This is a genomic window from Fannyhessea vaginae DSM 15829, assembly GCF_000159235.2.
Taxonomy (GTDB): Bacteria; Actinomycetota; Coriobacteriia; order Coriobacteriales; family Atopobiaceae; genus Fannyhessea; species Fannyhessea vaginae.
In genome coordinates, this window is record NZ_ACGK02000001.1 from 707,952 (window position 1) to 733,463 (window position 25,512).

Below are 25,512 nucleotides of genomic sequence, written 5' to 3' on the forward strand. Positions count from 1 at the left end.
TCTTTTAAAGGTCAATAAAGAATTACTATTAAAACTACAAAATATGATATACGCTTATCAGATAGAACTTCTAAACATAATCCTTTTGGCTAGGGATTGATAGCCGTATGAAATGCAACTATAGTACACAAAAATAGATATGTCTCGATAGATTATGAATCTAAGTTCACAAAACAATATCAATATACTAAACGTTTGACATATATATTATGAAACGCTACCATACGTAAATAAGTAAATGTAGTACTTAAGAGCTTTTGTCATGCTGTTGAATACGAGGTGATCTTTGCCATGAACAATCATGAAATTGCAAAGCAGGTTATAAGTGCCCTTGGAGGACCAAATAATATTGAGTGTGTAACACATTGCGCAACACGTTTAAGGGTTATGGTGCATAATGCTGACATAATAGATCAAGCCAAGCTTGAATGCATAGACAAGGTTCAGGGCTCTTTTTTCAATTCAGGGCAATATCAAATAATTTTTGGCACTGGTACTGTTAATAAAATTTACGACGAAGTTGTGTCACTTGGATTGCCAACTACATCTGAAAAAGATATGAAAGCTTTGACACAAAAGCATGCCAATCCGATTCAACGAGGTATACGAACCTTTGGAGATGTGTTTGTCCCCATCATTCCAGTTATTGTGGCAACTGGTCTCTTTATGGGTGTTCGTGGGTTGCTCAACGCACTTGGACTGTCGCTTCCCGCAGACATTAACACCTATTCTCAGATATTGACCGATACAGCATTTGTTATTTTGCCTGGATTGGTTGTATGGTCAACATTTTGCGTTTTTGGAGCAAGTCCGTCTGTTGGCATTGTTCTGGGTATGATGCTTGTTTCAGGATCTTTGCCTAACGCATGGGCGGTCGCTTCTGGCGGTGAAGTACATGCTATGCAATTTTTTGGATGTATTCCTGTTGTTGGATTACAGGGATCAGTATTGCCTGCTTTTATCATCGGTGTTATTGGTGCCCATTTCGAGAAATTTATTCGAAAAATGGTACCCGATGTGCTTGATCTTTTGATCACTCCTTTTACTACGCTGTTAGTTATGTCTATATTAGGGTTGTTTATAATCGGTCCTGTTTTTCATCTTGTTGAGACATATATACTTGTTTTTACAAAAACTGTGCTTAATTTACCGTTGGGCTTAGGAGGACTATTAATCGGTGGTGTTCATCAATTAATCGTGGTGTCTGGGGTTCATCATATTTTTAATCTTTTAGAGGTCCAATTATTAGCAGCTGATCATGCAAACCCTTTTAATGCGATTATTACAGCTGCAATGACCGCTCAAGGCGCTGCTACCGTGGCTGTAGGTGTTAAAACACATAATTCTAAACTAAAAACTCTGGCTTTCCCAGCAGCTCTTTCGGCATTCCTAGGAATTACAGAACCAGCTATTTTTGGTGTGAATCTTCGTTTTCGCAAGCCGTTTTTCCTTTCATTGATCGCGGGAGCGTTAGGTGGTTGTTTGGCATCAAACCTTGGTTTAGCTGGGACTGGAAACGGAATCACTATTATCCCTGGTGCAATGTTGTACATTGGTAATGGACAATTACTTCAATATATTCTCTTAGTTTTTGTGTCGTTCGTGCTAGGTTTCATATTAACGTATCTATTTGGGTATGAAGATGAGGACTATTCCACCTCAACGGATTCTCATGTATCCGATGATAACAACACATGTAATAATATACAAAAACAGACGATTGACAATATACAAATTCTCAAAACCCCTATTAGCGGAAAAGTGATAAATCTTGAAGATGTAGCCGATCCTTGCTTTTCAAAGGGTCTGATGGGTCCAGGTGTGGCTATTGCACCATCAGACAGTACCGTTTATGCGCCATCTGATGGGGTAGTAACTGTTGTTTCAGACACGGGGCATTGCTATGGAATGAAGACAGATCAAGGAGTTGAAATTCTTATACATATTGGTATAGATACGGTTTCAATGAATGGCGAAGGCTTTAACTCAAGAGTTTCTCAAGGTGATAAAGTTTGTGCAGGTGATATATTAGGAACATTTGATTCACAAAAAATTGTATCTTGCGGGTTAGATAACACCACAATGGTTATTATTACGAACATGGATAGTTATCATTCTTTTACCGTGTTAGCTAACGGCACTATTGGGAAAAATGAAAACATCATAGAAATAAAACAATAATGAGTGTGACCATACTTACTTACGATAGTTGAATTTTACAGTACAATACATGTAATACTCTAACTAAAGTTTTGGAAAATTTAGCATTAAGAGGTGTCTTATGACAGAATTCTATGGGAGTCTTGAAGCAGGTGGAACCAAGTTTGTGGTGGCTATTGGCAACAAACAAGGAGATATTATTGAACAAGAAAAGATTCCAACCACAACACCTAAGGAGACTATTGACAATGTCATTGTCTTTTTTGCAAAGTTTAAAGATTTAAAGAGTATAGCGATAGGCTCGTTTGGTCCTATTGATCTTGACACAGCGTCAGAAACATATGGTTTTATAACTAATACTCCAAAGCAGGGTTGGAAAAACGTTAATCTTGTTGGTTTGCTTAAAGATGCGTTACATGTACCCATTTACTTTACAACAGATGTTAATAGTTCTGCATATGGTGAGGTTTTTGCACGCAATAGGGCAGGGCAATTTATAGAAAACCTTGTTTACTTTACCGTTGGGACAGGTGTTGGCGCAGGTGTTCTTCAACGAGGAGCGTTTATTGGTGGGGTTGGCCATCCAGAAATGGGACATGTATATGTTGCAAAGCATCCAACCGATATACAAAATGACTTTAAAGGTGTTTGTCCTTTTCATACTGGTTGTCTTGAAGGCCTTTGTTGTGGACCAAGCCTTGAGGCTCGTTGTGGTGTTGCCGGAGAGAATTTAAGCGGAGATAATCCCGTATGGGATATAGAGGCATATTATCTTGCACAGGCGGCAGTTCTTGCAACAGTCTCATTTCGTCCAGACATGATTGTTTTCGGTGGTGGAGTTATGGCTCAGCCTCATATGCTTAGTCGCGTAAACAGAGAATTTCAAAAGCTTTTGAATGGGTATATCTCTATTCCAGATAATCACGATTATATTGATGTACCGTATGTAAAAGAAAATGGATCCGCTACTTTAGGTAATTTCATACTCGCGCAAAACATATTCAGTTCTTGTAGTCATGACCGTTACTGATACGTGTTGTCTTTTATGGACTGTCTATTAGCGGATGAGTACAATGGTTGCGCCTATGCTATTTCTAGGATTAGCAGGTGTTTTGATAGCTTCTTCTAGCTTGGTCTGCATTTCAATTTTTAAATTGTGGAGTTTAACTACTGTTTGCACATATTTATAAGAAATATTCAAATTACACTTTGACATTCCTTCTATTTTTGTTATAGTAAACAAGCTTGCTTTTTTGGAAGTAGCAACGTGGCTGGGTAGCTCAGTTGGTAGAGCAGGGGACTGAAAATCCCCGTGTCAGGGGTTCAATTCCCTTCCCAGCCACCAGTTTTTTTCTCCTTTTTTTACATAATCTACCAGCGCAAATGCGAACATTTTAATACGTAAAAATTCATCAATTGCGTTAAGTGTTGCAAAGTGTGAAAAAGCGTGTTTAACTGGTGTGACAGGTTGTGACCGATACACCAAAAAATTCTCATGTGACAAAAATGTGACAATTTTTATATGTATAAACAGCCTATAAATCACTAAATTTATCGACTATATCTGCCGCTTTAAACATGTTCGCTGGATGTGTATGCGACTTTTCTTAAAGTATTATCTAGATATCCCTGATATAACTCTTGCGCTTCAGGACAACACATTCAGGAGAATCTATATAAAAAAGAGCTCCATGCCGCAGTGTTGCCACGGGGGGCTAGTTTCGGTATAAAAAATAGGTGAATGGGCGGGCTTAGTCCACCGAACACCTATCAACTTTAATATACTACAGATAGGTGCGCATGCAAACACATACAGACGGCAAGCATAAAATCGTGAAAAATAAGCCCACGGCGTCTCGAGTGAGTCAGCGTGGGCATTATCAACTTTCACTGTGCTTGCCACCCGTGCCACAGCGTGCACAAACGCCCTAGACTACCTATGCAAGTTCGGTAGGCCATACACAATCGTCGGGCATAGTTGCAGATCCATCGGCAATATCAGAAGGAATTGAGCTATCCGACTTCATAAGTTCTTGAATACTTACGATCTTAAAGCCATTTGCAATAAGCTTATCCAAGATTTGAGGAAGTGCTTCTAGGTCTTGATCGCGCTTTCCGCCACCGTCATGCATCAAAACTACGCTACCAGGTGTAACATTTTTTAACGCGCCATCAATAATTTTGTTCACACCAGGCTGCTTCCAGTCAAGCGTATCTTGCGTCCATAATATCTCGGATGATACAATGCCTTGGCTATCGAGCCATGTCTTAGTTGTAAAATCGCCATAAGGTGGTCTAAACATTGTAGTTGTAATTCCAGTTGCCTCTGAAAGCGATTCTTTCACTTTACTAAGTTCTTCACGTAGCTGATCGGGCTTTTTCTTGGATAAAAGTGGATGCGTATAGCTGTGTCCAGCAATATAATGCCCTTCGTCCAGTACCTTCTTAGGCTGCTCTTTCATGTTGTCAACATTTTGACCGATGTTAAAGAACGTAGTTTTAATCCCTCTATCAGACAAAATCTTAAGGTATCGATCGGTATAAATGCTCGGACCATCATCAAACGTAACAGAAATGAGCTTTTCTCCGTTATCGGGCTTAATATTCTGCCCGTGAATGATACAATTCTGCACTTCTTGAATTACATCGCCATCTGCGGTGATACCAGACTCTTTACCAGTTCGAATTTCTTTTTTACCGACTTTTCCCCATTGTGCAACATAGCGTACCGTTGCCCATGCTACACCTGTTGTTGCAAGCTTTGGCTGGGTTTCTTCAATTTGTACGTCGTAGTCTTCCATGCGATTGTTACCGTTGGCGAAGTTTACATGCTCGCCACCAGCCACATGCCAATTGGCAAATTCTTTTTCGTCAAGGTCATTGTCATCTATAGAAACACTATAGGGATAGCCTTGCGCATTTTGCAAAACACTACCGTCAACTGCAATGTAATTACCTGGCTCAACAGAAAGACCTGCTTGCTTATACAAATCGCCTAGTGTTGCTCCTGGACGAACTGATATCTTTTGGTCATTAACATAGACATCAACTTTACGTTGCAACCAGGCGGCTAAGCCCGCAACAACCGCTGCCGCACCTACACATCCCCAGATAAAGCGTCTTCTGGTTACGGGAGCTTTTTTGTACGCTTGTGCTGCATACGCAGCGCTTGGTTCTACAAGCTCGGTAAGTACACCGCGATCGCTATCAACAGAATTTCTTTTATAGTGGCTCATTACATCAAGTGGCGCTTCAACATGATTAGAAAAAGAGCCAAAGGTAGTCTGTGTATCCTGATTAGTATAAGATGCTGGTTCACCGCTATTATCTACTACATCTGTAGGCTTTTCATGAATTGTATCTTGATGATAAGCTTGCTGCTGCAACTCTTTTTGCTCTTCCTGTTTGACAAAAGATGCTGCATGACGAGGGTGTGAATGTTTACTCTGCATACGTTTTCCAATGGACATTTTTACACACTTCTTACAATATGGTTACAAACAATATAGTATCTAAAAGGTACTATAGTAAGACAAATAGAGGATATACACCTCTTATATTACTACCCGTAAGTTTAGCGTTGTATTGATATATAGAATAGGAGTTTATATAAAATGCATAAGAAAAATTTGGATTGGTCTGCGCTCTCATTTTCGTACAAACCCTGCGATTATAGTTATGTATCAAACTATAAAGACGGAGCTTGGGACGAGGGCTGTCTTACAACACAGCACAGCCTTACTATCTCGGAATGTGCTGGTATTTTTCATTATTGTCAAGAGGTTTTTGAAGGGCTCAAAGCTTATTCAACAAAGGATGGCCGCGTTGTTTGCTTTAGACCCGATCAAAATGCACAACGCATGAGTGATTCTGCAAAGCGTCTGTGCATGCCTTCATTTCCTCAGGAGCGTTTTGTAGCAGCAGTTGAGGAAGTTGTTCGTGCAAATGCTGCTTGGATTCCACCTTTTGGATCTGGGGCTACGCTTTATATTCGTCCATTTATGATCGCAACTGGTGACGTAATAGGTGTTAAGCCTGCAGATGAATATCAATTCCGTATTTTAGTAACGCCAGTAGGTCCATACTATCAAGGTGGCGTTAAGCCAGTTCGCGTACGCGTGCCAAAATATGATCGCGCAGCGCCTCATGGTACTGGAAACATTAAAGCAGGTCTTAACTATGCTATGAGCATGTATCCATCAGTTGAGGCTCATAGCTTAGGTTTTGCCGATAACATGTACCTTGATCCTCAAACACATACCTTTGTAGAAGAGTCAGGCGGCGCAAACTTCCTGTTTGTTGATGCGCAAGGACATCTTATTGTTCCTCAATCGGCAACTGATTCTATTTTGCCTTCTATTACCCGTAGATCATTAGTTGATGTTGCAGAAAAACTTCTTAACATCACCGTTGAAGAGCGTCCGGTGCGCTTTGATGAAGTTCACAATTTTGTCGAGTGCGGTATGTGCGGTACGGCAGCTGTTATATCACCTGTTGGTGAAGTACAAAATGGGGAAGAAACCATCGTATTTGGCGCAGGCATGAAAGAAGTTGGACCCGTTATGAAGCTTCTTCGTAAAACGCTTACCGACATTCAGTCATCAGAGCGTGAAGATACCTTTGGTTGGGTTCATGAAATTACTCTTGAGGTATAATAAGCAACGTTATAGTTTGTCCATATACTGATGGTAAAAGGATGATGATTGTGGCACAAAGGATTCAAGGAACAGAGGATTTGTACGGCGACAACATGCGTGCATGGAACTTTGCACTTACCTGTGCGGCTGAGCTTTTTAATACGCATGCGTTTGACATGATAGAAACTCCTGCGCTCGAGCAAGTTGATACATTTGTTCATGGTATTGGCGAATCTTCTGATGTTGTGCGTAAAGAAATGTTCAGAGTTTTTTCTGGCGCTTTGTTAGAAAACCTTTTAAGCTCTCAATCTGAACAGCATCTTAAACCTAAGCAGCGTATGGCACTTCGTCCCGAAGGAACCGCGGGCGTTGTACGTGCTGTGGTTGAACACAATCTTATTCCACAAGGTGCTTCTCCGCTTAAAGTTTGGTACGGTGAAGCAATGTTTCGTGGCGAGCGTCCTCAAAAAGGCCGTCTTCGTCAGTTTCATCAAATAGGTTGTGAATGGTTGGGCGCCGATGATCCATGTGCTGATGCCGAGTGCATTATGATGCTTATGGAATTTTACACGCGCATGGGTTTTGAGCCCAACCAGCTTGTTTTACATATCAACTCTATGGGCGATCAAGCTTGTAGGCCAGCTTACCGTGAATCTGTTCGTGCTTTTATTAAAGATCACCAAGACCAGATGTGCCCAGATTGTCTTGAGCGCGCAACTATTAATCCTTTGCGTGCGTTTGATTGTAAAAATGAGCATTGTCATGAGATCATGTCCGATGCTCCTCTTGCAAAAGATAATCTATGCGCTGAGTGCAAAACTCATTATGAACGTGTTAAAGCGTTTCTTGATGAGGCACATGTTGCCTACGTTGAGGATCCCACACTTGTCCGTGGACTTGACTATTACACGCGCACCGTTTTTGAAATTGAATGTCCGCAAGCACACGTTGGTTCCATTGGTGGCGGCGGTCGCTATGATGGACTGGTTGAGCTCGAAGGAGGCCGTCCTACCTGTGGTTTAGGTTGGGCGCTTGGCTTTGAGCGTATGATTTTGGCACTACAAACATTTGGCACACAGCCATGGAAAACTACCCCTGCTTGTGTGTATGTTGCCTTTACTTCTGACGCCGAGCGCATGTATGCGTTTAATGTTTGTGCGCAACTGCGACAAGCAGGCATTCGTACCGAATCCAATTATCAAGGGCGTTCTCTTAAGAGTCAGTTTAAGCAAGCCGATAAATTAGGTGCTCGTTTATGTGTAGTCATCGGCGAGCATGAAACTCAAAATCAGTCGGTTACGGTGCGCGATATGCAAACGCATGAGCAAACAGAAATTCAATTAACCAATCTTGTTTCCCAGCTTACGGCAAAACTCTAACGAGTGCGCGTGCTGCAATATGTGCGTGTTGAATGGCTATGCATTACCCAATGCATAGCCTAAGTAAGCTACCATAAATATTGCCACGACTGTTATGAGCGCCGAGTAGACAAGCGCCATAACTGTTATTGCAAAGTATATGGTCTTCCATACGATAGTTAAGATGCGCTGTCGTGTATTCACTGGTTTATGAGCTTGTGTATCGTCTTTTTGAGCTAGGTTTTGATAAACTTTGATTCCTATCGAAATTGCAAGCAAGATATACGCAACACAGTTAACGCCAATAATAACATAGAGTACGTCGAATGTTGGTAGAGCTAGTGAAAACGGTAAAAATTTAAAAGAGATTACTGCAAGCATTAAGATAAGAGATAGAGCATGTAAGACTTGCGATATGCGTGTAAGATTTTTCATCTCTGACCTTTCTATGTCTTTTGATACACGTACAGTATACTATAGCTAAATTGTTACATGAGAGGAGCGGCTATGAGACACCATAGTGCCTGTACCACCATTTTAGTAGGGAAGAAAGCTTCTATTGACGGTTCAACCATGATCGCGCGTAACGATGATACGTTTAGACCCATTACGCCGCAAAAGTTTATTATTGAACCTGCACGTACAAACGACAAAGGAAAAATCTTAAAGTCTTGGCTTAATAAATTTAGCATGGAGCTTCCACCTGATGCTGATAGAGTTCCTGCAGTTCCTAATGTTGATTATAAAAAGTGTGGTTATTACGATGAAAGCGGAATCAACCAGCATAATGTTTGTATGTCGTGTACCGAGTCTACCTACGGCAATTCTCGTACACTTGCATTTGATCCTCTTGTTCGCGATGGTTTAGATGAAGACTGCATGCAAACCGCCGTGCTTCCCTATATTACCTCGGCTCGTCACGGTGTTGAATATTTAGGTTCGCTCATAAAAAAGTATGGTAGCCCTGCAGGTAATTCGGTGTTATTCAGTGATAAAGATGAAATCTGGTACATGGAAATTGTAACAGGTCATCATTGGGTTGCGCAGCGTATTCCCGACGATTGCTATGCTGTTGCTCCTAACTGCGTTTCTATTGAGTGCGTTGATTTTGACGACCCCGACAACTTTATGTACAGCGAAGGGATTCGCGAATTTGTGGATACACATCGTCTTAATCCTGACCGTAGCTGTTGGAACGTGCGTCATATTTTTGGTACCGCAACCGATGAGGACAGGCATTACAATACCTCTCGTACGTGGTATGTTCAAAAATACCTCAATCCCGAGCGTACCCAAGATCCTGAAGATTTTGATCTTCCGTTTATATCTCGTGCGCAAAAGCTTATTACGCGTGAGGATATTCAATTTTTGCTGGGATCGCATTATCAAAACACTCCCTACGATCCACTAGGTCATGGTGCTGATGCTGATAAACATAAGTTTCGTCCCATTGGCCTTAACAGAACTCAAAATGCTCATATCTTGCAGATCAGAAACGACGTTGCAGGGGATAGAGCAGCAATTATGTGGCTTTGTATTGGAGGACCTACCTTTACGCCGTTTATTCCATTTTTCACTAATATGAATGATACTGATGCTTCGTTCAAAAACACCAGCATGACGTATAATGCGCGCGACGCATGGTGGTATTACAAATCGCTTGCTGCGCTTGTAGAGAGCCATTATGCTCACTTTGCAATGCCAAATGCTGCGTATCTTGATGAGCTTAATCGTTGGTATCGTGCGCGTGTTGAAGAAATTATTGAGCAGAGCCGTAATCTGACGGGCGACGAGTTAACAGCGTTTTTGACAAAAGAGAATCAAAAGACTGTTGCACATACACGAAAAGAATCCGAAAAGCATATGGGCGAGTTGTACACTCAGGCTATTTTGCTGTCGAAGCTTACGTTTAAGATGGATGCTAATTTATAGGCTGATTTTGTTGATGCCTTGTCTTAGGAATTCGTGTAAGCGGCTCCTGCAAAACGGGAGCCGTTTTGCTGTCGCCACGATAAACCCCGTACATGGTATTTATGTTTCTGATAGGTTACTAATTATATTTTATGTACGACTTTGCAAAAACACATGGTATTACTGTAATAACAAATTTCGAATTCCTTCGCCTCAAGGGTGGGGCGTTTTCAAAGTGTTAGTGTTTTCGGATTTGTGGTGAATCGTTTCGCAATACCTTTTAAGGTATTGCGTAACATGTTCGCGAATGTGTATGATAGTACAAGTTCTTAAAAACTTGATGCTGCACTATAACCTAAAGGAGGTTGCCATGCTTGCTCAAACTACGCTTGTTGCGTCTGCTTCTAACAATTCTTCTGTACAGGCATGGTGGTGGCAATCTTTAGCTAAGTGTTAATTACTCTGAAGTATTGCTGATTTTTGTATAAGGCTTTCGGAGTAATTCTGAAAGTCTTTTTTATTTACATTTCTTTATACGTTTTTTATCAAATATATCTATGCTCTAAGCATGTTGATATCCATGAAAGGACTTATTATGTCATACGAACAAGCTCAAGAATTAAACACTCAAAACACTCAAAACACTGTCAATCCTTTTGAAGAAATTACGAGCGATGTATCACAAAATGCAACTCCTCACCACGCGCTTTCAATTTCGTCGCTTATTTTGACCGCTGTGCTTTTAGCCGCAGGTTGTATTTTGGATTTAACCGTTGCAAAGTCTTTGGCAATTACGGGAATTCAGCCCGAATTTGTTATTGCGTCGTTTTGCTTAAGTATTTTGTTACTTAAACCTAATATAGTTCAGGGCATTATTATTGGCGCACTTGCTGCAACGCTTATTCAGCTCAATACGTCAATTCCTGGTCTTGAGTATGCATGCGATATTCCTGCCTCTGTTTGCATGACTCTTATGACGCTTGCCTATACTCATATGTTTGGCCATATACGTAATTCAAAGCTTGATCTATTTCCCTTTATTTTAACGTTTGTTACCACTCTTATTTCTGGAGGCATCTTTGCAACTGTTGCAACACTTGTATTCTTGCACCTCGAACTTGGTGCCGCTTTGGTAATGGCTCCAATTGTAATTGGAACTGCGTTTGCAAATGGACTTGTGGTTGCCTTGCTGTATCAGCCTCTTAAATTGGTTTTGCACAAATAACATCCAAACAATTCTGCATGTGACAATCATGCGTGAGAATCTTGGTAAAAATTGTTATACTGACAAAAGAGCAGCGTACAAAGCGCCTATGGTGAAGTATGCTTAAAAGACAAGTTAAACTGTCTAAACGTTTTCATTGACTATAAGGGAAAGGGCATATGCGCGAAGATAAATCAATACCACGTTATGATGATACGCAAGATGTGCCTCATGCATCTCAGCTTATGCCACTTATCTCTTTTAAGCATGTAAGCTTTACGTATGCAACGCAGCAGAATTCGCAAGCCGATATTGCGCGCTCTACCGCTCGTACAAAATCAACTGCAGATGTTTCCGCTGCTCGTTTGCCCCAGCAACAAGTTTGTGCGCTTAAAGACATAAATACTTCCATTTATGAAGGTGAATTTGTAGGAATTATTGGCTCCACCGGAGCTGGTAAAACGACCTTAGCCTCGCTGATGACAGGAGCTATACCTCATCATTTTGCTGGAACATTAAGCGGTAGCGTTATGATTTACTCAAAAGAATCGAAAACGCTCTCGCTTACTCAAATTGCACGATATATTGGCTCTGTTATCCAAGATATTGATGCTCAAATGGTTGCGAGCAATGTTGAAGACGAGCTTTTGTTTGGTCTTGAAAATTTTGGAATTCCTCACGATGAAATTTATTCACGTATGGATGAGGCTTTGCGTGCGGTAGGCATTTTAGACTTAAAATATCGTGATATAGACACACTATCGGGCGGACAAAAGCAAAAAGTTGCCATTGCTGCAATTTTGGCGCTGCGTCCGCGCGTTATGATTTTAGATGAGCCAACGTGTGCGCTTGACCCAGTTTCTTCCGAGATGATTTTTTCAATTCTTTGTGACTTAAATGCAACATACGGAATTACCATAGTGGTCATTGAGCAAAAAGTTGCACTTTTGTGCACGTATTGCCGTCGTTTGCTTGTGCTGTCACAAGGTGAGCTCTGCTTAGATGCGCCTATTGACGAAGCACTCAAGCAACGCGAACTTTTGGATTCGGTAGGAATTAACTATCCGCGTACTACGCGCCTGATCCAAACGCTTCGTGCGCGCGGTTTGAATGATTCAAGTACGTCGCATCAAATAATGCCGGTAAGTGTTACCGATACCGTGCAGGTACTAGACGATATGCTTTCGTCTGTTCCTTCGCAATCATTTGTGCACGATATGCACCAACCGCTTTCAGACGATATTATTGCGCGTATGCATACATCTTCGTCACAACCCACGTGTATATCGCGGCAGGTACAAGATCGCTCAAAGACTTTGGCTTTTGAACATGTTTCGTTTTCGTATGCTGGCGCTCAAGAAACGCTAAGTGATATCTCGTTTTCACTATATCCTGGAGAGCTTGTTGCACTTGTTGGACAAAATGGAGCAGGTAAGTCAACTATTACCAAGCTCATTAATGGTCTTTTGCGTCCGCGCACGGGAACAATTTCTTTGTGCGGTACCTCCACACAAAACATGCCTGTAAGCAAGCGTGCGCGTTTTGTTTCTACGCTTTTTCAAAACCCCGATTATCAGCTTTCAAAACCAAGTGTTCGAGAAGAAGTTGCGTTTAGCTGTTTGTTAGTTGGAATCGAGAAAGATAAAGCGTACGCTCGTGCCGATAAGGTTATTGATGAGTTAAATCTTGATCCCTCTGCCAGTCCTTTTATGCTTTCGCGCGGTCAGCGTCAGATGGTGGCGCTTGCAGCAACCATGGTAACCCGTCCGCGATTATTGCTTTTGGACGAACCAACGTGTGGCCTTGATTTTGTTGAGTGTCAACGTGTAATGGAGCATGTGGTACGTTTGCAACAAACGGGCTGCGCCGTTCTTATGGTATGTCATGACATGGAAGTTGTGGCCGATTACGCTACGCGTCTTATGGTTATAAGTGAGGGCAAACTTCTTGCAACAGGGGATATGCAAAGTATTTTCTCCCAAGAATCTCTTTGCAGCCAAGCTGCAATTTCTCCTTCTCAGCTGGCAAGTGTGGCACATGGCTTAGTAAACAAATCATGGACGGTTTGTACCAACTGTTATACACAAGAGTTGCTGTTAGAAGCATGTGCTCTAAAACACAACCGCACTCAAGGAGTGTAGTATGAATACGATTCTTTCTTATCACGAAGGTAAAACGCTCCTTCATCGTGCAAATCCACTTTCAAAACTTGTTTTAGCAATGAGTGTAGTTATAGCTGCGTTTATTACATCAGATTGTCGCGCACTTGTGGTACTTGCACTTCTCATTGTGCTTACGATGTATTCAGCACATATTTTATCAGCACTGCGCTCTTTGCTCAAAGCTATTTTGATTTTATCCTGTGTTATGTTTTGCCTTCAAAGCATGCTTAATCAAGGGGGAACACATCTGTTTTTATGGATAACAGATGCAGGACTCATAAGTGCCTTGCGCGCGGCGCTTCGGCTCTTTTGTTTTGCTTTGCCGCTGGTAAGTATGCTTTCGGTTACTAAATTAAATGATCTTGCTAATGCCTGTGTTGCTTATCTGCATATTCCTTATTGTTATGCATTTACTATTACAACTGCTATTCGCTTTGTTCCTATCTTTGCGTACGAAATGACGCAAATCAGTGAAGCTCAAATGGCGCGTGGTGTTCAATTTGATACACCCAATCCGTATAAGAAACTCAAGCTCATGATGCCACTCATTATCCCGCTTTTGGTTTCATCGGTACGCAAGGCCGATATGTGTGCTTTAGCGGCAGAGCAGAGGGGTTTTTATCTACGTACAGCACAGAGTTCATATAAAACGTATCCGTTCTTACCTCAAGATGGTGTACTTTTTCTCGTTTCTTTTATTTTAATTGCCGCTGCCTGCGCTTTTTCGTTACTATAAAAAGGATGTTACTTTTTAAGGAGGGCGTATGGCAACCAATACTTTTACCGATTTGTGCCACATCTTTGTTAAAGGTGGAGATGGCGGTGCGGGTTGTATGTCGTTTCGTAGAGAAGCATACGTCCCTAAAGGCGGCCCCGATGGCGGTGATGGAGGAGAAGGCGGAAGCATTATACTTCGTGCAAAGACGTCGGTTTCTTCTTTAGTTGCCTTTAGGTTTAAACATCATTTTAGAGCCGAGCGTGGAACACACGGTCAAGGTGCTCGTAAACATGGAAAAGACGGAGAGTCTCTTATTTTAGATGTGCCAGTTGGTACCGTGGTAAGAGAGCTTGATCCAAAAACTATGAAGCCACTCTATACGCTGGCAGATCTTACTGTTGATGGACAAGAGGTTGTTGTTGCACAAGGAGGACATGGCGGCCGCGGTAATATTCACTTTGTGACATCTGTTCGACGTTCTCCTGCTTTTGCCGAGAAAGGCGAGCCTGCACAGGAACATTGGATTGAACTCGAAATGAAAGTTATGGCCGATGCTGCGCTGGTTGGTATGCCCTCGGTTGGAAAAAGTTCGCTCATTGCGCGCTTAAGCGCTGCGCGTCCAAAAATTGCTGATTATCCGTTTACCACGCTTGTTCCAAATCTAGGAATGGTTCGTGCTGCCTCAGGTTATTCTTTTGTTGTGGCCGATGTTCCTGGTTTAATCGAAGGTGCAAGTGAAGGAAAGGGCCTTGGTCATCAGTTTTTACGTCATATAGAACGCAGTGCGCTCATTTTGCATGTTGTGGATATAACTGGTGGTCTTGAGAGTCGCGATCCTGTGTTAGATTATCACACCATTAATAACGAACTAGAAGCTTATGCCCCCGAGCTAAGCCAGCGCCCTCAAATTGTGCTTGCAAATAAATGCGACATGCCCCACAACACTCAAGCTCTTGAAGAACTTAAACGTCTCGCTCTTGCCGCAGGTCATAGCTTTATCGAAGTTTCAGCACTTACAGGAAAAGGTATCGAGACACTTAAAAATGTTTGTGCTTCGCAAGTTTATGAATTACGAAAAGAGCTTCATACTCAAACATTAAAAGACGCCGAACGCACACAAATTGAGACTCAAAAAGTTCGCTACGAGCTTACACGTCGTGAAAATATGGTTCACATAACACAAGAATCAACAGGTATATGGCGTGTGAGCGGAACTCGTGTTGAACGTATGGTTGTTCAAACTGATTGGGAAAATGATGAAGCAGTTGTGTATCTACAACATCGTTTTGATCGAATTGGTCTTGAAGAACGCCTGATGAAACATGGTGCAAAGCCTGGCGATGAAATACGTATCCTTGGGTATTCATTTACCTTTGAAGGAGCAGATACACTCACAGATGACGAAAATGACATGCCTTGTGATGCTACGTCTATCGACACTGCATTGGTTGTTGAAGAAGAAGATTCAGTATCAGCTGACACATCTTTCTCCACGCCAGATGTACCTTCTGTATAAAGCCAAAATGTTGCGCGTAAAGAATAAGGATATCTCATAAAGGAGCGTTGATTTGCAAGATATCTTTGAAGTCTCAGATATTTATGTCATAAAAATAGGTTCATCTACCTTGGTTGATGCAACGGGCGAGGTGGATACTGCATATATCCAAAAGCTTGCTGATGATATTGCGGCATTTAAAGCTGCAGGTAATCATGTGATTGTAGTTTCATCTGGTGCCGTTGCCGCAGGTATGAAACGTTTGCATATGCACGTGCGCCCAAGCGATATTCCTTCTCTTCAAGCTTGCGCAGCAGCTGGCCAGGCACTTTTAACCGAGGCATATGCCCAAGCACTTGGTGCCCACGGCATAAGTGTTGGACAAGTTTTACTTACGCGCCATGATGTGTGTAGTAGAGAAACGTATCTTAATGCTCGAACTACCATAGGAACGCTTCTGCATTTAGGCGCAGTGCCTGTGGTAAACGAGAATGACACGGTTTCGGTTGCCGAATTTACGTTTGGAGATAATGACACTCTTGGTGCAATTGTTGCTACGTTGGTTCATGCTGATGCCTATATTATTTATACCGATGTCGATGGTTTATACACCGCAAATCCTGCAACCGATTCAAAAGCGCGTCATATAGATACGGTTCACAAGATCACTCCCGAGCTTATTGCTTGCGCTACAGGTTCGGTGTCAGGCGTTGGTACCGGTGGAATGTCTACTAAGCTTTATGCTGCGCGCGCGGCTCTTGCAGCAGGTATTACCACCATTATTTGCAACGGTCATCACACCTATTCACTTGACGATATTGTCAAAAATCGCGTTTCTCAAACGCGCTTTGTTCCAGAATCTACGCATACTCCCGAAAATGCTCGTAAGCTCTGGATAGGCATTGCCGAAATTCCACAAGGAAGCGTTACGGTTGATGCAGGAGCAAAGCAGGCGCTCATCAAAGACGGTGCATCGCTTTTGCCAGTTGGTATACGCGAAGTTAAAGGCACGTTTCATGCAGGTGATGTTATTAGCGTGCGCGATGAGCACTCTTCGTTAATCGCCCGCGGCATAAGCAAGTATTCTTCTGATGATCTTTGTGTTTCAAAAGGCTTAAAACTCGATGTTATTGCACGTTTTATGCCCCAAAAAGCAAATATTCCTGTGATACATAAAGATGAGCTCTTGCTGTTTTAATTCTACACGTGTAAAACATCTATAAACTAATGATAAGCCTGCTTACATTTAGAAATGAGGTCACCATGTCAGAGGCACTTGATAAAGCTCGTTTGGCGCATAGTGCGTCCAAAAGCATGCGACAAGCTTCTTTGAGTCAAAGAAATCATGCACTTACCATCTGCGCAAAGCTTATTGGAAGTTCTTCCGATGAAATCTTACGTGCTAATAATAAAGATCTTGAGCGCGCACGCGCCTGCAATCTTCCTCAACCTTTGATAGATCGTTTGCTTTTAACGCCTGAGCGCTTAGATGCAATGAAAAGTTCGCTTCTTCAAATTGCGGCTCAAAGTGATCCCTTGGGTCAAATTCGTAGTGGTCACACCCTTGAAAACGGAATACAAATGCAGCAGATAACAGTTCCTTTAGGGGTAGTTGCTATCATTTATGAAGCACGTCCAAATGTAACTGTCGATGCTTTTGCACTTTGTTTAAAAAGCGGAAATGCATGTATTCTCAAGGGGGGTTCTGCCGCTCGCGAATCGTGCAGTATACTTGCGCGCGTGTGTCAACAAGCGCTTGCTCAAGCAGGACTTCCTCAAGATGCAGTTCAATATATAGAAAGTACCGATCACAGCGAAACAGAAAAACTTATGGGCGCACGTGGGCTTGTCGACGTTCTTATTCCTCGTGGAAGCGCGCGCCTTATACAATCTGTGGTTCGTCATGCACAAGTTCCAACCATAGAAACTGGGGTGGGGAATTGTCATGTATATCTTCATAAGTCACTTTCTAGCAAAGAAGCCATCTCAAATGCTGTTTCGGTAGTAGTTAATGCAAAAACGTCACGTCCTGGAGTTTGTAATGCTGCGGAATCGCTTTTGGTTGATACTTGTGTCGCGCCCGAGCTTTTACCACCAGTGTTACGTGCGCTTGCCGACCGCAGCGTAGAGCTTGTGGGAGATGCACGTGCAATTCAAATTGCACAAGAATGTAACATAGCTATGCAGCTTGCAGACGAAAAAGATTGGGCAACGGAATATCTTGATCTTAAAATGAGTGTGCATTGTGTTGCCGATATTGATGAGGCAATTGATCACATTAACCGTTATGGAACTGGTCATTCTGAAGCGATTCTTGCACAAGACTATAATGCTTGTCAGAAGTTCCTAACGTTGGTTGACGCGGCTGCGGTCTATGCAAATGCGTCTACGCGCTTTACCGATGGTGGCGAGTTTGGATTAGGCGGAGAAATTGGCATTTCTACGCAAAAGTTGCACGCACGAGGCCCCTTTGCCGCAGCTGCACTTACCACTACTAAATATATTCTACGCGGACAAGGACAAATTCGATGAATTCTGCAGAAGAAAGCGCAGCTCAACATTCTATGCTGCCTGATGATAGGAGCGTTCGTTCTCTGCATGAACAACATGTTGTAGCTCATTGTAATTATCCTGCTTCTTTAGATAAGCTCACGCCCTCAGAAATTGCCTATCTTAATGCCGAGCACGCACTGTGCGATTTACCTGACCTTGGCCAAGATAGAGATAAAACGTATCGATTAGGCATTATGGGCGGTACGTTTGATCCCATTCACCATGGACATCTTGTTGCAGCCGAAACGGCGTATGATGAACTTAATTTGGATCTTGTCCTTTTTATGCCTTGTGGGTCTCCTGCGTTTAAGCAAGACCGTCATGTTGCAACTGCAGAAGATCGCTATGCGATGGCAATCCTTGCAACCGCTGATAATCCTCACTTTTTGGTTTCTCGTTTTGAGATCAATCGTGCAGGTATTACCTATACCGCCGATACGCTGCGTTTGCTTCGCGCTTTTTACCCTGATAATGTAGAATTCTTTTTCATTACGGGTGCAGATGCTATTGCAAATATTATCTATTGGCATGATGCGCATAAAATTTCTTCATCTTGTCACTTTGTTGCTGCAACGCGCCCTGGTTACGATCTACGCAGCGCACAGCGTCGCATAGAGGCATCAAATCTTCACTTAGACATACGCTATTTAGAAGTTCCGGCGCTCTCAATTTCATCAAGCTACCTGCGCGAACGCGTGCAGCATCAACGCTCACTGAGGTATCTTACGCCTGATACGGTTACGGGTTATATTCATAAACATCTTTTGTACGGGGCGAATATTCGCGTGTATAAGCATATGGATTCTGATAAAGATTTATAAACTTTAGATTACGTTATAACTTTTATCTTCTTTATGTTGGCGTACATGCTATCATGTACATAAGGCGATGATAAGGACGCGTCTTTTGCTCACTTGCCTTATAGAGAGTAACGGTAGCTGGAACGTTATAGGCAATGCAATAAGATATCACCTTTGAGCTGTGGTTCAAACAAAACTTTACATGCATATGTCACGGTTAAAGTTTTTAGTAGATGCCACCGTGTATGACAGACGACACATGTCAACCGAGTAAAGCGGAGTAAGATTTCTGCTCGCTGGGTGGTTTAATCGAAGTGCTTATAACGCTTATAACGCTTGTAATGCGTGTTATCTACGCTTCGTCCCAGCAAGGAGGGACGGGCGTTTTTTTATGCCGTGTGTACGGTTAAAACGTTCGATACGACATGAAAGGATTTTCACGTGGCTAACGAATATAAAAGCTCTATGAATTTACCAAAGACCTCTTTTGCCATGCGTGCGGGCCTTGCACAAAACGAGCCAAAACGTCTTAAAATGTGGGAAGAAAATCATGTATATGAGCTTTTGCAGGCACAAAATGAAGGTCACGATAAGTTTGTGCTTCATGATGGACCTCCCTATGCAAATGGTCCCATTCATTTGGGTCATGCACTCAATAAAATCTCAAAGGATATTATCAATCGTTACTGGTCGATGCGCGGATTTCAAACGCCGTTTATTCCTGGTTGGGATTGTCATGGTCAACCTATTGAGCATAAAGTTGAACAAATGCTTGGAACGCAAAAGTTTAACCAGCTCTCAACTGCTAAAATTCGTGAGCTTTGTCGTAAAATGGCTGTTGAACAAGTTGATACCCAGCGTCAGGGATTTAAGCGTTTGGGCGTTTTGGCAAAGTGGAATGATCCTTATTTAACCTATACGCACGACTACGATGCTACTGATATTGAGATTTTCAAAAAAATCTACGACAAAGGATCAATTTATCGCGGTAGAAAGCCTGTTCATTGGTGTATGTACTGTCACACCGCATTGTCAGAAGCTGAAATTGAATATGGTGATGAGATTTCGCCCGCTATCTTTGTTCGTTTTGCTATGAAGAGCGTTCCAGCTGGTCTTGAGGCTTACGCCGATAATTTATGGGTAGACATTTGGACAACCACTCCGTGGACGCTTCCAGCAGATGACTGTGTTATCTTGCACCCCGAAGCTACCTATGTTGGCGTTTTGGTTGACGGTCGTTGTGAGCTTATGGCCGAGGCTCTTGTTAAAAAATGTTGCGAAAAATTTGGTTATGATTCCTATGAATTAGCACGCGATGCCCAAGGAAATACCTGGCGTGGAACGGGTACTCAATTGCAGGGTAATACCTATCTTTTGCCAATTTTTGGTGAGCAGGGTGAAACTGGTGTATTTATTTACGCAGACTATGTAACGCTTGATGATGGTACCGGTGTTGTTCACTCAGCTCCTGGACACGGTGTGGACGACTATATTGCAGGTTGTAAGTTTGGTGTGCCCGTTGTTATGCCAGTGGATGATAACGGCTGCTTTTATGAAGGAGATGGCTTGGGTACGGGAGGACCGTTCTCGGGCATGAATGTAAACGATGCTAATCCTTGTGTTATTGATTGGCTTACTAAACGTCATACTCTTATCCTTCATGAAGATATATCACACTCGTATCCTCACTGTTGGCGTTGTAAAAAGCCCGTTATCTTTAGAGCAACTGATCAGTGGTTTGTTTCGATGGACCAAACTAACTTGCGCAAACAAGCAACTCAAGAACTTGCCCATGTTACCTTTTATCCTGCTCATGCTGCTCGTCGTATTGGTACCATGGTTGAAGGTCGACCCGATTGGTGTATTTCTCGTCAGCGCAACTGGGGTGTTCCAATTCCTGCTTTCACCTGTAAGGATTGTGGTGAGCTTGTACTTAATGATGCAACGCTTGATAAAACAATCGAACTCTTTAAAAACTGTGGCTCAGATGCCTGGTTTACACAAGATCCGCAAGACTACTTAGGTGATGCGTGCGTATGTCCTGCGTGTGAATCTCACAACCTTCAAGCAAATAAAGACATTTTGGACGTATGGTGGGATTCAGGAGTTTCTCATACGGCCGTGTGTAAACATCGCCCAGAGCTGCAATTCCCTGCAGATATGTATTTGGAGGGATCAGATCAGCACCGTGGTTGGTTTATGAGCTCACTTATGACTTCTGTTGGTGCCTATGGAATGGCTCCTTATAAATCTGTTGTTTCTCAAGGCTTTACCTTAGACGGACAGGGTAGAAAGATGTCCAAGAGCTTGGGTAATGTTATTGATCCAAACAAAGTTTGTGCTACGCAAGGTGCTGATATCATTCGTTTGTGGGTCGCCTCTGTTGATACTTCTGTTGATGTGTCGTGCGACGAAGAGATATTAAGCCATGTGGGCAATGCTTATCGTCATTTCCGCAATACCTTTAGATTCTTGTTAGGTGAGCTTGAGGATCAGTTTGATCTTGCAACAGATGGCTTGGCATTTGATGACCTCAGCGATTATGATAAATGCGTTCTCACGCGTATGTGCGAGGTTCACAATCAAGTTACTCAAGCGTATCAAGATTATAAGTTTAATCAGGTGTATCGTACGCTTTATGATTACGTAGTAACTGAGTTGTCTCAAGGCTATCTCAACGCTACCAAAGATCGTGTGTATTGTGGTGCAACTACTGGCCTTGAGCGCAGAAGTGCGCTTACAACCTGGTCATATCTTCTTGCCATGCTTGTTCGTGATTTGCAGCCTATTTTGGTATTTACCTGCGATGAAGTTCTTGAGCACATGCCCCAATCGCTTCGCGAGGGAAAGACTTTTGCAGCACTGCTTTCTTGGTTTAGTGCTCCTGTTGACGAAAAACATATGGCAACATATCTTCCTGCATACAAAGCACTTGTTCAAATCCGTAACTCATTTACCAAGGCATACGAGCGCGCACGTGAAGATACATCGTTTGAGGAAAACACTACGCAAGCAACACTTGCTCGTATTTCGCTTACGCTGGATATGAAAAAAGCTCTTGAAGTGGTACCTCATCTTGATATTGCAGAGGCTTTGGTGTGTTCTGCCGTTGAACTTTCTGATGGCAAGGATTTGAGCTGTAGCGTTGTTCAGGCAACAGGCGAAAAATGTCCGCGTTGTTGGAATTGGCGACATCTTGAATCTGATGGCTTGTGTTCTCGTTGTAGCAAAGTTATGGGTAACTTATAACGACTTGTACAACGTGCAATTTTTAAGGTAATTTGTAAAAATATATGCGCTCAATTTGTACGTTCAAGTTGAGCGCAGCGTGCTTTTTGCGATAAAGAAAGGATTCGTGTATGACAAAACAGAGCTCAAAACAACAGGGCTTGAGTTTGCCTTGTTTGGTAACTCTGTTTATATGTTTTGCTGTGTTGGTCAGCATTGATCAGTTGAGTAAATGTATCGTAAGAGATCAGTTACCTCTTTTTGCGAAGCGTCCTTTCCTAGAAGGAATTATTGAGTTTTATCACGTAGAAAATAGTGGCGCCGCCTTTAGTTTTGCCGAAGGCGCTCGTCCGTTTTTTGTCATATGTGCACTTGTGACTCTTGTTGTTATCTTTTACTATCTCATACGTAAATGCACCGATCTTTATCTTGGGCGTACATTAATGCTTATCGCTGCAGGCGCTTTAGGCAATTTACTAGATAGACTCATATTTCATACCGTATGCGATTTTTTTGCAACACAGTTTATATCGTTTCCTATTTTTAATATTGCCGACATATATGTAACGCTTGGTGCATGTGGGCTCTTTGTTTATTCTTATGTTGTCTCTCGAAATCAGGCGCACGATGAGTGAAACGCATATTCAACTTTTAGTTACTCCTCAACATGATCGCATGCGACTTGATGCTTTTTTGTCAACTTGTTCAGAATTAGGCGCACGTAATGCGTGTGCGCACCTTATTGAACAGAGAAAAGTTGAAATTAATGATACGCTTGCTTTGTCTAAATCAGAGCGTGTTCGTATGGGCGATCGTATCTGTGTTGCTCAACAAATTGATAATACGTCTTCATCTCATATCATGCCTAATGCTTCTATTCCTTTGGATATTCGTTATGAGGATGACTATTTGTTAGTTATTTCAAAGCAAACGGGTTTGGTATGTCATCCTTCTCCTGGTCACGTTGATGACACACTTTCTAATGCCTTAGTAGCGCATTGTGGATACGAGCATTTAGGATTGTTGCAAGGAGATGATCGTCCAGGCATTGTTCATCGTCTTGATATGGATACAACTGGTTTAATGGTTGCTGCAAAAGACAACACCACCCAGCAAGCACTGCAAGATTTAATTCGGCTGCGTGTATTTGACCGTCGCTATATTGTATTGGTGCAAGGCTATGTTACGCCTGATGAAGGCACTATCACAACTGGTATTGCGCGTTCTAAAAAAAATCGTCTTAAAATGTGCATAAGCAAAGATCCTGCTTCACGAGAAGCTATTACAACGTTTAAAACGCTTGAACGATTTGAGGCGGGCTCAAAAGACGATGGTTATTCGCTGCTTGAGTGTCATCTCTATACGGGAAGAACGCATCAAATTCGTGTACATATGCGCTACGTTGGTCATAGTGTTGTGGGAGATCCGCTCTATGGAAGAAAAGGCGATGCGCTCAATCAAGGATTGCAACGGCAATTTTTACATTCGTGGCGTATGTCATTTGACCATCCTATAACGCATGAACATCTTCAATTTTGCGATAAGCTTCCGTCCGATTTATCCGAGGTTTTAGCGCGGCTTCAACCTCAATCAATGGGAAGGACTGCACAAGGTGAGCGCATATGTGCTGAACTTAAGCTCTAAGTAGTTTTGTATCTTGTGCAGATCTAGGTCTTTTTACTTCTTTTGCAATTATTTTAAAAACTCGTAACTTTTGACTTTTTGGGTGCGTATAGCTCATTATTTACGCTACTATAAATATACAAACTCGTTTGGTCATGTATATCCATTGCCTATGGGTTTACATAAGGATTTGGGAGTTAGACTATATGAATTTAACTGCGCTTGGAATAACGCCTATCGTTATTTTTAACGGTGTTGTTTGGTTCTTCTTTACGTTTGCTTATTTTTATCAAATTGTCTACTTAATTCGCGTTATGTTCAAAGGCGATGTTGTTCTTCCTCAAGCAAAAAAGCACCATCGATATGCATTTGTAATTCCTGCCCATAATGAGGAGTCTGTTGTTGGGAATCTAGTTACCTCGATTCTTTCTCAAAAATATGAAGGCACTATTGATTGCTATGTAATTGCAGATGCTTGCACCGATAAAACGTTTGAACGTGCGCAAGCTGCAGGCGCTATTACCTGGGCACGTAATGACCTTGTTCGTAAGGGTAAAAGTTGGGTGCTCGATTATGCATTTAACCGAATTTTAGACGAAAAACCCGACGCGTATGATGCGTTCTTTATTATGGATGCAGATAATATTTTGTCGCCTAATTACGTTGAGATTATGAACCAGGCTTTTGATGCGGGTTATCTTGTGTGTACCAGTTATAGGAATTCTAAGAATTTTGATTCAAGCTGGATTAGCTCGGCATATGCACTTTGGTTTTTGCGCGAAGCCAAGTTTTTAAATAATGCTCGTATGATGCTTGGAACCAGTTGCGCAATTTCGGGCTCGGGTTGGATGGTAGCAGTTCCTATTATTCGTGGTATGCATGGTTGGCGTTTTCATACACTTACCGAAGACATTCAATTTTCTACCTTTTGTTGTGCTCACGATATTCAAATTGGATATGCGCCTGCAGAGTTTTTTGACGAGCAACCTATCACCTTTAAAGCGTCATGGACACAACGTATGCGCTGGACAAAGGGTTTTTATCAGGTATTTTTCTCGTATTTCAAGAATTTGGTACACGGTATTTCGCATAAACGTTTTTCCTCGTATGACATGCTTATGACTGTGGCACCAGGAATGATACTTACGCTTCTCTCGTTTTTTGTGAATGCGGCTTATCTTATTGTTGGAGTCTTAAGTCATGGTTTTATAGCAACAACTGCTGAACTCGCTATGTGTATAGCTTCACTTTTTGTTACATTTTTATCAATGTATATAACGTTTTTTGTCTTGGGAGTTATTACAACTATTTCTGAGAGAAAACACATTCATTCACATAAGAAGTGGCGTGTTATTGCAAATATGTTTACGTTTCCGCTTTTTATGATGACCTATATTCCAATTACGGTTGCTGCTTTGTTCAAAAAAGTTGAATGGGTGCCTACCAAACATGATATTGCAGTTAATTTTGATCAAGTGATGAGTGAAGGAACACAGAACATATAAATTGCAAAGGTTTGCAAAGGTGCTACAATCTATACAATTTAAGGTATAAGCGGATGTGTTGTTTATCTTATCAACAACACACAACGCAAAGAGCAACACATGTATCGTTTCAAGCGGTATATATTACAGTACAGGATGTCGAGCCAAAGGAGATTGGG

Annotated in this window: 19 protein-coding genes and 1 tRNA gene; 18 read left to right on the forward strand and 2 right to left on the reverse strand. The window is 42.1% G+C overall.

Annotated features, from left to right (window positions below; genetic code table 11):
• Window positions 1-291 precede the first annotated feature (291 nt).
• The 3 genes from HMPREF0091_RS03085 to HMPREF0091_RS03100 all read left to right on the forward strand — a co-directional run bounded on the left by HMPREF0091_RS03085 (window position 292) and on the right by HMPREF0091_RS03100 (window position 3,505).
• Window positions 292-2,181, forward strand: coding sequence for a PTS beta-glucoside transporter subunit IIBCA (locus HMPREF0091_RS03085; protein WP_006302804.1), 1,890 nt, complete (start codon window positions 292-294; stop codon window positions 2,179-2,181).
• Window positions 2,182-2,281: 100 nt separating this feature from the next.
• Window positions 2,282-3,190 (forward strand): fructokinase ScrK, encoded by a 909-nt coding sequence (scrK, locus tag HMPREF0091_RS03090; protein ID WP_006302805.1) that lies wholly within the window; start codon window positions 2,282-2,284, stop codon window positions 3,188-3,190.
• 239 nt (window positions 3,191-3,429) lie between these two features.
• A tRNA-Phe gene (locus HMPREF0091_RS03100) sits at window positions 3,430-3,505 on the forward strand.
• 592 nt (window positions 3,506-4,097) lie between these two features.
• Here the strand turns inward: HMPREF0091_RS03100 and HMPREF0091_RS03105 are convergent.
• Complete coding sequence (locus tag HMPREF0091_RS03105) at window positions 4,098-5,612, reverse strand: polysaccharide deacetylase family protein (protein WP_232236036.1); 1,515 nt, start codon at window positions 5,610-5,612, stop codon at window positions 4,098-4,100.
• 162 nt (window positions 5,613-5,774) lie between these two features.
• On the opposite strand from HMPREF0091_RS03105, the gene HMPREF0091_RS03110 reads away from it, so the two are divergent.
• Complete coding sequence (locus HMPREF0091_RS03110) at window positions 5,775-6,815, forward strand: branched-chain amino acid aminotransferase (RefSeq protein ID WP_006302809.1); 1,041 nt, start codon at window positions 5,775-5,777, stop codon at window positions 6,813-6,815.
• A 50-nt stretch (window positions 6,816-6,865) separates the two neighbouring features.
• Window positions 6,866-8,176, forward strand: coding sequence for a histidine--tRNA ligase (gene hisS / locus HMPREF0091_RS03115; RefSeq protein WP_010241629.1), 1,311 nt, complete (start codon window positions 6,866-6,868; stop codon window positions 8,174-8,176).
• Window positions 8,177-8,212: 36 nt separating this feature from the next.
• Here the strand turns inward: hisS and HMPREF0091_RS03120 are convergent, their stop codons facing one another.
• Complete coding sequence (locus HMPREF0091_RS03120) at window positions 8,213-8,590, reverse strand: hypothetical protein (protein ID WP_006302811.1); 378 nt, start codon at window positions 8,588-8,590, stop codon at window positions 8,213-8,215.
• A gap of 72 nt (window positions 8,591-8,662) precedes the next feature.
• Between HMPREF0091_RS03120 and HMPREF0091_RS03125 the strand changes: the two genes are divergently transcribed.
• The 13 genes from HMPREF0091_RS03125 (at window position 8,663) to HMPREF0091_RS03180 (ending at window position 25,354) form a co-directional block, all read left to right on the forward strand.
• Window positions 8,663-10,087: a C69 family dipeptidase gene (locus tag HMPREF0091_RS03125; protein WP_010241633.1), complete on the forward strand. Its 1,425-nt coding sequence runs from the start codon at window positions 8,663-8,665 to the stop codon at window positions 10,085-10,087.
• 292 nt (window positions 10,088-10,379) lie between these two features.
• Complete coding sequence (locus HMPREF0091_RS06230; RefSeq protein WP_155811598.1) at window positions 10,380-10,523, forward strand: hypothetical protein; 144 nt, start codon at window positions 10,380-10,382, stop codon at window positions 10,521-10,523.
• Between the two features lie 138 nt (window positions 10,524-10,661).
• Window positions 10,662-11,291: a hypothetical protein gene (locus HMPREF0091_RS03130; RefSeq protein ID WP_010241635.1), complete on the forward strand. Its 630-nt coding sequence runs from the start codon at window positions 10,662-10,664 to the stop codon at window positions 11,289-11,291.
• 158 nt (window positions 11,292-11,449) lie between these two features.
• Window positions 11,450-13,411 carry an ABC transporter ATP-binding protein gene (locus tag HMPREF0091_RS03135; RefSeq protein ID WP_006302814.1) on the forward strand — a complete coding sequence of 654 codons (1,962 nt, stop codon included), beginning with the start codon at window positions 11,450-11,452 and terminating at the stop codon, window positions 13,409-13,411.
• A 1-nt stretch (window position 13,412) separates the two neighbouring features.
• Complete coding sequence (locus HMPREF0091_RS03140) at window positions 13,413-14,168, forward strand: energy-coupling factor transporter transmembrane component T family protein (RefSeq protein ID WP_006302815.1); 756 nt, start codon at window positions 13,413-13,415, stop codon at window positions 14,166-14,168.
• A gap of 28 nt (window positions 14,169-14,196) precedes the next feature.
• Window positions 14,197-15,666, forward strand: coding sequence for a GTPase ObgE (gene obgE, locus HMPREF0091_RS03145; RefSeq protein WP_006302816.1), 1,470 nt, complete (start codon window positions 14,197-14,199; stop codon window positions 15,664-15,666).
• A 52-nt stretch (window positions 15,667-15,718) separates the two neighbouring features.
• Window positions 15,719-16,843 (forward strand): glutamate 5-kinase, encoded by a 1,125-nt coding sequence (proB, locus tag HMPREF0091_RS03150; RefSeq protein WP_006302817.1) that lies wholly within the window; start codon window positions 15,719-15,721, stop codon window positions 16,841-16,843.
• A 65-nt stretch (window positions 16,844-16,908) separates the two neighbouring features.
• Window positions 16,909-18,177: a glutamate-5-semialdehyde dehydrogenase gene (locus HMPREF0091_RS03155; RefSeq protein WP_010241640.1), complete on the forward strand. Its 1,269-nt coding sequence runs from the start codon at window positions 16,909-16,911 to the stop codon at window positions 18,175-18,177.
• On the forward strand, window positions 18,174-19,019 hold the full coding sequence (gene nadD, locus HMPREF0091_RS03160; RefSeq protein ID WP_006302819.1) for a nicotinate-nucleotide adenylyltransferase: 846 nt from the start codon (window positions 18,174-18,176) through the stop codon (window positions 19,017-19,019). Before HMPREF0091_RS03155 ends, nadD begins: the two co-directional genes overlap by 4 nt.
• Window positions 19,020-19,439: 420 nt before the next feature.
• Window positions 19,440-22,247, forward strand: a complete 2,808-nt coding sequence (ileS, locus tag HMPREF0091_RS03165) for an isoleucine--tRNA ligase (protein ID WP_006302821.1) — start codon at window positions 19,440-19,442, stop codon at window positions 22,245-22,247.
• 110 nt (window positions 22,248-22,357) lie between these two features.
• Window positions 22,358-22,861, forward strand: coding sequence for a signal peptidase II (gene lspA / locus HMPREF0091_RS03170; RefSeq protein WP_006302822.1), 504 nt, complete (start codon window positions 22,358-22,360; stop codon window positions 22,859-22,861).
• Window positions 22,854-23,870 carry an RluA family pseudouridine synthase gene (locus HMPREF0091_RS03175; RefSeq protein WP_006302823.1) on the forward strand — a complete coding sequence of 339 codons (1,017 nt, stop codon included), beginning with the start codon at window positions 22,854-22,856 and terminating at the stop codon, window positions 23,868-23,870. Before lspA ends, HMPREF0091_RS03175 begins: the two co-directional genes overlap by 8 nt.
• Before the next feature lie 185 nt (window positions 23,871-24,055).
• Complete coding sequence (locus HMPREF0091_RS03180) at window positions 24,056-25,354, forward strand: glycosyltransferase family 2 protein (RefSeq protein ID WP_010241643.1); 1,299 nt, start codon at window positions 24,056-24,058, stop codon at window positions 25,352-25,354.
• Window positions 25,355-25,512 lie beyond the last annotated feature (158 nt).